Origin of the sequence: Mucilaginibacter sp. R-33 (assembly GCF_049949235.1) — a bacterium.
Classification (GTDB): Bacteria; Bacteroidota; Bacteroidia; order Sphingobacteriales; family Sphingobacteriaceae; genus Mucilaginibacter.
Map to the genome: position 1 here is coordinate 4,051,652 of NZ_CP188089.1, position 11,847 is coordinate 4,063,498.

Annotated in this window: 7 protein-coding genes and 2 tRNA genes; 4 read left to right on the forward strand and 5 right to left on the reverse strand. The window is 42.4% G+C overall.

What is annotated here, in order from left to right; all coding sequences use genetic code 11:
* Positions 1 to 127: 127 nt before the first annotated feature.
* The 3 genes from ACP26M_RS16765 to ACP26M_RS16775 all read left to right on the forward strand — a co-directional run bounded on the left by ACP26M_RS16765 (position 128) and on the right by ACP26M_RS16775 (position 3,220).
* Complete coding sequence (locus tag ACP26M_RS16765) at positions 128 to 1,111, forward strand: helix-turn-helix transcriptional regulator (protein ID WP_426581612.1); 984 nt, start codon at positions 128 to 130, stop codon at positions 1,109 to 1,111.
* A 78-nt stretch (positions 1,112 to 1,189) separates the two neighbouring features.
* Positions 1,190 to 2,260 carry an alkene reductase gene (locus ACP26M_RS16770; RefSeq protein ID WP_426581614.1) on the forward strand — a complete coding sequence of 357 codons (1,071 nt, stop codon included), beginning with the start codon at positions 1,190 to 1,192 and terminating at the stop codon, positions 2,258 to 2,260.
* Positions 2,261 to 2,278: 18 nt separating this feature from the next.
* Complete coding sequence (locus ACP26M_RS16775; protein WP_426581616.1) at positions 2,279 to 3,220, forward strand: NAD(P)-dependent alcohol dehydrogenase; 942 nt, start codon at positions 2,279 to 2,281, stop codon at positions 3,218 to 3,220.
* Positions 3,221 to 3,388: 168 nt separating this feature from the next.
* On the opposite strand, the gene ACP26M_RS16780 is transcribed toward ACP26M_RS16775, so the two are convergent.
* From ACP26M_RS16780 to ACP26M_RS16800, 5 genes are all read right to left on the reverse strand, one after another.
* A tRNA-Asn gene (locus tag ACP26M_RS16780) sits at positions 3,389 to 3,462 on the reverse strand.
* 87 nt (positions 3,463 to 3,549) lie between these two features.
* Entirely contained in the window at positions 3,550 to 7,698 is a 4,149-nt protein-coding gene (locus ACP26M_RS16785) for a two-component regulator propeller domain-containing protein (RefSeq protein ID WP_426581618.1), read from the reverse strand.
* Between the two features lie 152 nt (positions 7,699 to 7,850).
* Entirely contained in the window at positions 7,851 to 8,660 is an 810-nt protein-coding gene (locus tag ACP26M_RS16790) for a 3-keto-disaccharide hydrolase (protein WP_426581620.1), read from the reverse strand.
* Positions 8,661 to 8,887: 227 nt separating this feature from the next.
* Positions 8,888 to 9,994 (reverse strand): acyltransferase family protein, encoded by a 1,107-nt coding sequence (locus ACP26M_RS16795; RefSeq protein ID WP_426581622.1) that lies wholly within the window; start codon positions 9,992 to 9,994, stop codon positions 8,888 to 8,890.
* A gap of 320 nt (positions 9,995 to 10,314) precedes the next feature.
* Positions 10,315 to 10,388: transfer RNA gene (locus tag ACP26M_RS16800), tRNA-Asn, on the reverse strand.
* Positions 10,389 to 10,704: 316 nt separating this feature from the next.
* Here ACP26M_RS16800 and ACP26M_RS16805 point away from each other — a divergent pair.
* Complete coding sequence (locus ACP26M_RS16805) at positions 10,705 to 11,619, forward strand: PfkB family carbohydrate kinase (RefSeq protein ID WP_426581624.1); 915 nt, start codon at positions 10,705 to 10,707, stop codon at positions 11,617 to 11,619.
* Positions 11,620 to 11,847 lie beyond the last annotated feature (228 nt).

Here is an 11,847-nt window from a genome sequence, read left to right on the forward strand (position 1 = left end):
GCCTTAATTTAAATATACAATGAACGACTAATTCAATTAATTAATAATGTTGGGGATTTAGGCTTTAAAAACGTGTCGCTATCTACCTTGTTAAAAACATTAAGATATAAAATCCATATTTTTAAACATGACTTTTGAATTTACGGTGCAGGCAGGTTGTAATTTTGTCAAAAGCTTTGGCAACCATTTTAATATTCCCGTTTTCAAGAATGAACTGAAAATTCCGCCGCATATGGGCGAAGGTCACATTAAGGCGATTGATGTAGCACCCGGCTTTAAGTTCGTATTGCATCATTATACTTTGAAAGAGGAATTTCATTTAAAGCGTAAGTCCCCCGCTGAAGTCAGTGATTTGATCTCCATTGTATTCAACAGTAATGAGCTACCGGCAGGATCTGCCGTTGACCGGGAAACGGCAGTAGAATTTTTAAAGAAGAACGGGTCGTCAATCCAAATCGCCTCCACCGCTATATCCACCGAAACTATTTTTCCCGCCAATGTCGAGGTCTATTTTGGTGTCATTGGCATCAAGAGGCAATTGCTTTCCGACATCCTGCGGGTAGACCAGGTTAATGGTCCTTTGGAAACTATTTTAAATAGCGATAATCTATTCTTCTATCATGAAAAGATGTACCCGGATGTGGCGAGGGTTTTGAAGCTTGTTTCGGAGATCAACGAACAAAATAAATTGAGCGAGCTGTTTTATAGTAACAAGGCGCATGAGATGATCTACCTGTTGTTTGATAAACTGCTGGAAAGGGACAGCGACAAACAAAGTCCTGTTAACAAAGCTGATATAGATAAATTATACCTGATCAGGACTGCTGTACTGGCTGACCTGGGTCAGCCACCTCATTTAAGCGAACTTGCAGCCAATGCCGGCCTGAGCGAAACAAAAATGAAGCATTTGTTTAAGCAGACCTTTGGCGATACTATTTATAACTTTTACCAGAATGAAAGGATGCAGGAAGCCGGCTTTTTATTAAAACATGCGGGTTACTCCGTTTCTGAGGCTGGTTACCGGCTTGGGTTTTCGAACCTCAGCCACTTCTCACGGCTTTTCGAAAAACACTTTGGAACCACTCCCAAAAAATACACGCTCGTCGGATAGGACTATTTTTCGGACTTGAGGCGCTATTTTAACCGTCATATCCTGCGGACATTTGACATATCAAATAAAACAAACGATATGAAAAAGTTACTGATGCCCTATACCAGCCAGGCACTGAAATTAAAGAATCATTTAGTGATGGCACCCATGACCCGCAGTCGTGCTATTGACAACCTGCCCAACGCACTTATGAAAGAATATTACAGTCAACGCCGCGGGGCCGGGCTGATCATTACCGAAGGAACTGCTCCTGCTCCGGAAGGCCTTGGTTATGCCCGTATTCCCGGCATATTCTCCAATGAACAAATTGAAGGCTGGAAATTAACCACCGCAGCGGTACACCAAAACAATACCAAAATTTTCCTGCAGCTGATGCATACCGGCCGCATCGGCCACCAGGCTAACCTGCCAGAAGGAATGCGAGTGATTGGTGTTTCTGCTATCCCGGCGGCAGGGCAAATGCATACCGATACAGCAGGTATGCAGGATTACCCCGTACCTGTAGCATTATCAACGCAAGGGGTAAAAGAGGTGATCGGCGAATATGTTTCCGCTGCAAAAAATGCAATAGCTGCTGGTTTCGACGGCGTGGAACTACATGCTGCAAATGGCTACCTGATCGAACAATTCCTTAACCCTAACGTTAATGACCGTACCGATGTTTATGGCGGAAGTATTGAAAACAGGTCCAGATTTGCTATTGAAGTTGCACAACAAGTAGCAGAAGCGATAGGTAAAGAAAAAACAGGTGTAAGAATTTCGCCTAACTCTACCCTTGGCGACCTGCAGGCTTATGACGCAGACACAACCGAGGAAACATACATTTATTTAAGTCGGGAGTTTAACCGGATTGGCCTGGCCTATATCCACATCAGTCTCAGCCCGCAGGTTCCAGCACAAACCTTAAACGCCATCCGTACCGAATTCGAAGGAACGCTCATTTACTGCAATACCTTTACTGCCGAAGGGGCTGAAGCCGAACTGGATAAAGGAGATGCAGACCTGATCGCATTTGGTAGGGGATTCCTGGCCAATCCCGATCTAGAACAGCGAATCATCCATGGCTCAGAACTGAATGCCCCTGACTTTACCACCCTTTACACACCGGGCGCTAAAGGCTATACAGATTATCCGGTATTATTTAATTAATTCAATAAGAGATCAAAAATGAAAAAGATAGTTTATCATAAATTCGGCGACGCCGATGTGTTGGAAATGACCGATACAGTTATTCCAAAGGTCAGTGAAACAACAATCCTGATCAAGGTCAAAGCAGTCTCCATCAATCCCCTGGACTGGAAGATAAGAAACGGCGAAATGAAATTAATGTCAGGCAGCAAATTTCCAAGAGGCACCGGTATCGATTTTTCAGGTATAGTTGAGGCAACCGGTAGTTCCATTAAAAACTATAAAGAAGGAGATGAAGTATACGGCCTGCTTGATGTTTTTAAAGGGGCGGCTTTAGCTGAATATATTATTGCAGAGGAAAAAGATATTGCAACTAAACCCATGGGAATTTCTTTTGAGCAAGCGGCCGCCGCGCCGGTGGTAGGCTCTGCGGCGATCCAGCTGTTCGATACCTTAGTCAATATTCAAACCGGCTCGGAGGTGCTGATCAATGGTGCTTCCGGAGGAATAGGCATGTTCGCCATACAGATTGCCAAAACGAAAGGAGCCACCATTACAGCCGTTGTAAGTGATGGTGGCTTAAAGGCAGCAAAAGATTGGGGCAGTGATTTTGTAATTAACTACCGCAAGGAAGATGTTCTTAAAGCCGGAAAGCTTTACGATGTGGTGATCGATCTGTCTAATCAAATGTCTTATAGTATTGCAAAAAAGATTATGAAGACTTCTTCGGTCTATGTGCATACTGCTCCGGGGCCAAAAGAGATCGTCTCCGCTTTTTTCATCAGTCTTTTTTCACCCCAAAAATATAAGGTCCTCATGCTTAAACCTTCGCAGCTATATTTAAAAGAACTTAAAAGATATATAGAAGCGGGACTTTCTGTCTTAGTCAGCAAGGCTTATTCCTTTGATTCATTTAAAACTGCTTACGCTGAGGCTCCTAAAGCGCACATCGTCGGAAAATCAGTAATCAGGGTTAATTGAAAAAAGTCAAACCGATAGGGGATGATGACTGAAATAAAAGGTCATAATTACCGGCAAAATAGCGATTCCGATAAGCCATTTTTTTTCGACTATCGAAAAAGTATTCAAATTTTATGCAAATAAAAAAACCCCACTCGCCAGAGTGGGGTTAAATCATTGATTTTAAGGCTCCTGAGGCTGGGCTCGAACCAGCGACCCTCTGATTAACAGTCAGATGCTCTAACCGGCTGAGCTACTCAGGAATCTAATCCGGTTGGGGATTGCAAAAGTATAATTTTCATTGATATTTCACAATTTTATTCAGCTTGTTATATCCTGCTGTTTCAGGGTTACGTGGCACTTGCATTCTTCCCTGCCCATTTCACCAGTTTGTTAACCAGGTCGTCCAATTTAAATGGTTTGCTTATATAATCGTCCATACCTGCATCTATACAAATTTGCAGATCGGATTGGAGGGCATTGGCCGTCATCGCTATAATAAAGGGCCGTTCGGGGAAACGCTTCTTTATTATTCGCGTAGCTTCCAGGCCATCCATTTTGGGCATTTGTACATCCATTAAAATAACATCGAATATTTTTTTATTAACCAAATCCAGTACCTCCAAACCGTCTGCTGCCAAAACGGCTTCATATCCTAATTTACTCAATATCTTCATGATCAGTTTTTGGTTCATCTGGTTGTCTTCGGCAACCAAAATCCTCAATGGGTAACTTTCCGAAAAATTATCGGGCAGTTTATGATTTGCAGTATCACTGTGCAGCGGCTCATGAGTGACAGAATTTACATGCTTGCTAAGTTCCTTTATAATGTGCTTATATAAGTTATGCTGTTTTGCAGGTTTGGTTAATATAGAACAAAACAAGCCGGGGTTATCTTTATGGAAAACATAGCTGATGGAACTCAATAGCATTATAGGCAATTCGGGGTGTTTGGCCCGTATTAAGGTTGCCAGTTCAATCCCATCCATAAAGGGCATCTGCATATCGGTAATAACCAACTTAAAATCATGCTGCTGCTGCGCCAGGATCTCAAGGGCCTGTTCGCCCGATTTGGCTACCACGGGGCTTAGTTGCCACTGCTCCAACTGAGCCTTTAAAATCCTGCAATTGGTATCATTATCATCAACAACCAAAATTTCGCTCTTTTCAAAACCCTGCATGGTATGGTTTATTTGCACAGGGTCCTGCAGTAAACTTTTTTGCGAGTGAATAGAAAACCTGAACGTACTTCCTTTATCAACTTCACTTTCTACACTGATTTTGCCGCCCATTAATTTTACAAGTTGTTCGCTGATAACCAGGCCAAGGCCTGTGCCTCCGTATTGCCGGGTGGTTGACGAATCAACCTGCGAGAATGCTTTGAATAGCCGGTGCAGCTTATCGGCAGAAATACCAATGCCGGTATCTTTTATCTCAAAGCCTAATTCGATGTGGTTATCATCTGATATGCTGAGCAAATGCACGGCTACATAAATTTCGCCTTTTTTGGTAAACTTGATAGCGTTACTGATTAAATTGATCAGGATCTGGCGAAGCCTTAAACTGTCGCCAATAATTTGCGCCGGTACATCATAGTCAATCTGGTAAACCAGATCCAGCTTTAGGTGGGCCGCTTTTAAGGCAAAAACATCAAAAACTTCTTCAATACAGGTGCGCAGGCTAAAATCCTTTTCCTCCAGCTCCATATTGCCCGATTCTATTTTCGAAAAATCTAAAATATCGTTAATTACCGCCAGCAGGTCTTCACCGCAGGTTTGTATGGATTCGGCAAAAGTTCGCTGCTCCTCGTCCAAAGGAGTTTCGGCCAGTAATGAAGCCATCCCGATTACCCCATTCATAGGTGTGCGGATCTCATGGCTCATGGTAGCCAAAAATATGCTTTTAGCCTTGTTAGCTTCTTCGGCCTCAAGGGCTAATTTTTTTTCAACTTCTATGGCACGGGCCAGTTGCCCGGTACGTTCTTCTACCTGGCGCTCAAGCTCGGCCTTTTGCTTTAATATGGAACGTGTGCGGATTAGATAAAATGCCGGGCCGCTGATAATAAAAATTAAAGCCACAATTAATTTAAACCACCAGGTAAGCCAAAACGGAGGCTTAATGTTGATGATGATAAATGTGCCTTCGTTATTCCATTTGCCATCGTTATTTGAGGCCTTAACCCTGAATGTATAACTACCGGGATCGAGGTTGGTATAAGTGGCCGTTCTTTTATTGCCAACATAATTCCAATCTTTATCAAACCCTTCCAGCTTGTAGGCATATTGATTTTTTTCGGGAATGGTATAATTCAGGGCCGCAAACTCAAATGTAAGTACCGACTGTTTGTACGATAGGTTTATGGAGTCTGTTACGCTGATATCTTTTTGAAGCGGGGAGTTTTTAGCCCCGGCGTTTATCTCTTTGTTAAAAATCTGCAGCCCGGTAATATAAACAGGAGGGACAAAGTCATTATCTTTTAAACTATCGGGATAAAAAGTACTGAATCCGTTTACGCCGCCAAAAAACATTTCCCCGTCGGCAGTTTGAAAACATGAATGGCCTTTAAATTCATCTCCCTGCAATCCGTCAGAAATGTCATAGTTTCTGATGGCTTTTGTTTTGGGATTAAACCGCGATATCCCTTTGTTGGTGCTTAACCAGAGGTTACCTTTGCGGTCTTTCAAAATCGCATAGATCACATTATTAGGCAAACCCTCTCTTTCGGTGTATATAGTAAATGTTTGGTTATGCTTGTTAAACAGGTTAAGGCCGCCGCCGTTGGTACCTATCCATATATCACCGTTATCGGTTTCGATAATCGACTCGACAGTGTTGTTTGATAAGCTGCGTTTATCCCTCTCATCGTGCGTGTAGTGCGTAAAGCGGCCTGTTTTAGGGTTAAATACATTCAACCCGTTATCATCAGTGCCTATCCACATATTGCCCTGTTTATCCTGAAACACTGCTGTAACAATATCACTGCTTATGCTGTTGTTATCTTCCGGGTTGTTCCTGTACCGTGTAAAGAGACCGGTTTTTACGTTATAATGATTAAGGCCCCCTTTCCAAGTCCCCAACCATATATTGCCGTCACGGTCTTTATACATATTGTTGATATCTGAAAGGGAGAGGCTACGCGGATTATTTGCCTGGGGCATGTGATGTGTAAAGGCTCCCTTTTTTTTATCAAACAGGTCAAACCCGCCAATATGATAACCAATACCAATAACATCTTTATTTATTGGCACTATGGCCATTACATAATTATTACTTATGGTGTTGCTGTTATTATCACTATGCAGGTAATGAACAAAGGTCTTTTTCTTGCGATTAAATAAATTAAGGCCACCCCCGTCGGTGCCTATCCAAATATTTTCGTCACTATCATCACCGGAGATGGCCAGCACGTTGTTGTTGCTCAAACTATTCGGGTTGTTGGGGTTTTGACTGTAGGAACTGAATTTATCGCCAAAGCCAGGCAAAAAATCAACACCGCCCGAATAAGTGCCTATCCAGGTATTCCCCGTATCATCTTTATATAAACAATAAACCGAGTTACTGCTCAGGCTGTGATGGTCGTTTGCATCAAATTTGTAGCAAGTAAATTTATTGGCCGGATAATCGAGCACACTTATGCCGCCATTTTCGGTCCCTATCCAAAGCTTCCCGTCGCTGTTTTCGAGTATCGAAAGAATATCGTTATGGCAAATACTGTTGCTGTTATTAGGATCGTGTTTGAAATTTATAAACGAATTATTTTTATTGTTATATAATGCCAGGCCTCCTCCATGTGTACCTGCCCAAATATTGCCTTTGCTATCTTTGTATACCGCCTTTACCCAGCTGGCGCCGATGCTGTTTTGGTTTGCAGGATCATGAACATAACCAATAAACTTACCGTTTTGCGGATTAAAGTGGTAAAGCCCATCGTCGGTACCTACCCATAACCAGCCATTATTATCCTCAGTAACCTGGTAAATGAAATCGTTAGCTATACTGTTTGTGCCATTTGCGGCATGTGTGAATCTTTTAAATGAACCATTTGCAGCATTAAACAGATATAAACCCTTGCTGGTGCCCAACCACATCCTTTTTTTACTATCCAAAAAAACAGACTGTACAGCAAAAGTTAAATGATTGGAATAGTGGATAAATGTATTTGAGGCCCGGTCAAATCTGTCAAGCCCGCTTTCTGTTCCAATCCATAAATTATGATAACTGTCTTCCGCTATGGCTAATACATAGTTATCGATGATGGTTGTTTTATTATTCTGGTCGTGCTTATAATGCGTAAACTTATAACCGTCGTACTTATTAAGGCCATCTTCGGTGCCAAACCACATAAAACCACGACTATCTTTAATAATGGTTAGTACATGGCTTTGTGACAGGCCTTCATTTGTACTAAGCTGTTTAAATTTAAGGGCGGGTGTTTGCGAATAGGATAATCCGGGAAAAAGCAGGTATAAACACCAGATAAAAAGCGATATTGGCCTCATTATTATTTTGCTGGTAGTTTTATCGTATTTCTAATGCTTGCCAGTGATACGGTATTTACGGAAAATAGTTTCGTATAACGTGTTGTTTTTGCCCATTTAACAGCTATTGTTAACTCAGGAGAAATATTAACGAACCTAATTTTGGTTACAACCTACCTATCAGTATCCGGCAGCTGTTTAATCTCTATATTCCTGAAATCGACGGGCTGCCCTTCACTTTGCAGAGCGATAAAGCCGCTGCTTAGTAATTTGCCATCCTGCTTGTATTTAGGATCATAGCCATGTGCCACGCCGCCGCCAATGGTAGGCCTTGAATATTGAAGTACGGTATCGCCGTTGATAATATGGGTAATTAATTTGTTGCCCTGAACAATCAGCTCACCTTTTACCCACTGGTCACCGTCATAGGTTTTTGAAGTAGAGTTGATACAATGATCGGGTGAAACCTTTCCTTTATAAACAACATCAGTGCCGGGTGAGCACATATTCCCTGTTGGCCTTGGTTTCCCGTCGCTCAGGCCACCTAATAACTGCATTTCTATCGATATCGGCCAATCCTGGTCCTTTAACATAGTTCGGGGATCCTGTGAATGAAACATGACGCCGCTGTTAAGGAGCGTGTAGTCTGGGGCACCTTTTTGCTGTTTACCTACAAAGCGGTATTCAAACCGCAGGTGATAGTAAGAGAACGGCGTTTTGTAATACAAATGACCAAACTGATCGTTGAAATCGCCGTACTGATCATAGCTAACCCTGATCATGCCATCTTCTACCCGAAAGGTATTGCCATAATTTTCGCCAACCAGGTGGTGATTGATCTTCACAAACCAATCATTAATGTCGGTCCCGTTAAACAGCTTCGTCCAGCCTTTATCGGCATTGCCGGCGTCAGCCAGCTTTTTCGGCCCGGCGCAGCCTAATATGAGGAGGCAGGAAAACATAAAAACGCGGTTTATTTTCATAGGTGGTAAGGTATTATGCTTTTTATAGACAAATTAAATACTTTTTTTCACTTAACGCTTTGCTAACTGGTATTTCGAAAGTTTGCTCAATATTAATTTTGCTGACCCTCCTTTACCGTAAGTTTTATCTCTTATGCTACGAATTTAAGAAATTCAGGCCATGTTTATTGCTTTTAATGCTTTGCCTGTCAAGGTACGCTGAGGCCGCTTTTGTTCAAGATCTCTTTTTAGCCAAGTTTTTTTCGCAGCCAGTTACGAACCGGCTCATCATACCATTTCAAAGTAATATACGCCAGGAAAATTGCACCAATCAAAATAGCTAAGGCATAAGGCCAGGCCTGTCCTATGGTTACGCCTTTATGATTGCTGATCCATGCCACATAAAAATAAACCAGCGGATAATGCACCATGTAAAGAGGGTAGGATATATCGCCGAGAAACCTGCATACCCTGCTCTCCGTTTGGGTATGAACCTTACCGCCGGCGCCAAGATAAACGATAAGCGGAAAAATGATAATAATGCAAACGGACTCGTAGATCCCGTTCATCCAAAGATGGGCAGCACCGCCGATGCGCGGCATATATAATACTATCGATATTAAAACACTGCACCATAAAAATGCGTGCCTGATGCGGGCTGGTTTAGCAATACGTGAAAGCAACAGGCCGGCAAAGAATGGGTATATGGTACGGGTAATGCCAACGCGTACCTGCTCCACATTAAGTGTCCAGCCGCCACTGACATCTCCATTGGTGATAGCCAGGTGCGCAAGTGCTACAGCTGCAACGCATACTAATACCGACAATGTAGTTTTTGAAAATTTCCTTATCCAAACCGCATAAAGAATGTTGGCGATGTATTCAAAGAACAATGACCATCCTACACTGTTTAACGGGTGCATTTCCTGCCAGCCGCGTATATCCAGGGATAGTGGTACCGGCAGGATGGTATAACCGATCAGCATCACCAGCAGCATCTTCCAAACCGGTACGGTATGAATGAGCGGCCACAGTGTAGAATCTGTAAAATAAAAACCTATAGCACCCAATGTCATCCCAAGAATTACCATTGGCTGAAGTCGCTCGATACGGCGTTTAAAAAAACTGCCGATTGTCATTTTATGCCAGCGGTCGTCATAAGCATAACCGATAACAAAACCCGACAGCAGGAAAAAGAAATCGACAGCCAGGTACCCGTGGTTAACTATAATATCCAGATGACCGCTCGCCAATGGTTCGGTTAGGTGAAAGGTAACTACGATAATGGCTGCAACACCGCGTAAGCCATCCAGTATCGGGTAATGTGGTTTGGTAATCAGTTTATTATTGTCCATGTATAAGATTAGAGTTGGTAGATATTGGGCCGGACGCTAAAGCAGGCGTTGCCGATGTTCAGCGGGTATTTTTCTTTCCTGTGCATGTACAGGCCGGTAAGACCAATGACTTAAGTCGGTTAGATTGGTTCATGAACAGTATATAATTGAAGTCTTATTCAGATCGTAAAAATAAGTGAAAGTGATGCCGGGATATCTTCATATCGTGTCAAAATACACGCATATCGTCTCATTTTCGCATGTTTTGTGGATCATTGCCTGCAAAGTGAGCTACAGAATATCAGATATAAAAAAAGCCTCACAGACATGTGAGGCTTTTGCTCCTGAGGCTGGGCTCGAACCAGCGACCCTCTGATTAACAGTCAGATGCTCTAACCGGCTGAGCTACTCAGGAATCTAATCCGGTTTGGAGTGGGGCAAAGGTAAAAACTCATCGGATATTTCACAATTTTTATTAAAAAAAATTTAAAATATTTTTCACAGGCTTTTTTAGCCTCTGATTATGTGCTACTTAAAACCCAAAGATACACTACAGCATTTTTTTAGCGATGGCACTTCTTTCTGCAAAGCCCCTTTTTTTCAGCTGCCAGTTTTCTGAACCAGCTTAAATTATGTTTTCTCCAATGAAAATTGGCATCGCAAACCGGCAACAATGAATGATTATCCCTTAATTTTCACAATATTTGCGGCAAAAATATAAATATCTTTACATGAGTTTGTTAGTTATTGGCACTGTGGCGTTTGATGCCATTGAAACCCCTTTTGGTAAAACCGATAAAATAGTAGGCGGCTCTGCAACCTTTGCAAGTTTGGGCGCTTCTTACTTTTATGATAAAATAAAAATTGTTGCGGTTGTTGGTGATGATTTCCCGCGGCACGAGATTGAGGACCTTCAAAAGCACAACGTTAATACCGAAGGCCTGCAGATAAAACAGGGCGAGAAATCATTTTTCTGGAGCGGGCGTTACCATAACGACATGAACAGCCGGGATACCCTGGTAACTGAGCTTAATGTATTGGAAGCTTTCGATCCAATTATCCCGGATAGTTACCAGGATTGCGAATGCCTGATGCTGGGCAACCTTTCTCCACAAGTACAGCAAACAGTTATAGCGCGCCTTAAAAACCGCCCTAAGCTTATTGTAATGGACACCATGAACTTTTGGATGGATATTGCCCTTGATGAGCTTTTAAAAACCATCCAGCTGGTGGATGTGCTAACCATTAACGATGCCGAAGCCCGCCAGTTATCCGGCGAATTCTCATTAGTTAAAGCCGCCCGCAAAATATTAACCATGGGCCCTAAATACATCATCATTAAAAAAGGCGAGCACGGTGCATTGCTGTTCCATGAAGATAAGATCTTTAGTGCGCCCGCCCTTCCGTTGGCCGAAGTATTTGACCCCACAGGCGCGGGCGATACTTTTGCAGGCGGCTTTATTGGCTACATGGCCAAAGTAGGCACCGTTAATTTCAACAACATGAAAAACGCCATCATTTTTGGCTCGGCCCTGGCTTCATTCTGTGTTGAAAAATTTGGTTCAGAAAGATTAAGAAACCTTAGCGAAGAGGAAATAGCCGCCCGGATCCAGGAGTTTGTAGGCTTATCTAAATTTGAATTGTAAGATAGCTGCTTAAAAACATCAATTTTTTAATGTAGAGACGCATCACATGCGTCTCCCGTTTGCAATTCAAGATGAATAGTAACGCTCTTAAAAGCAGCTTGCCCTATGAGAAACGCATGTGATGCGTCTCTACAAAAAAGAACTTTTATAAAGCATTTTAGGGTATGATCAGAAGAATCTCTAAAATACAAAAAATAAACCCTCTATATGTTTTACATACAGAGGGTT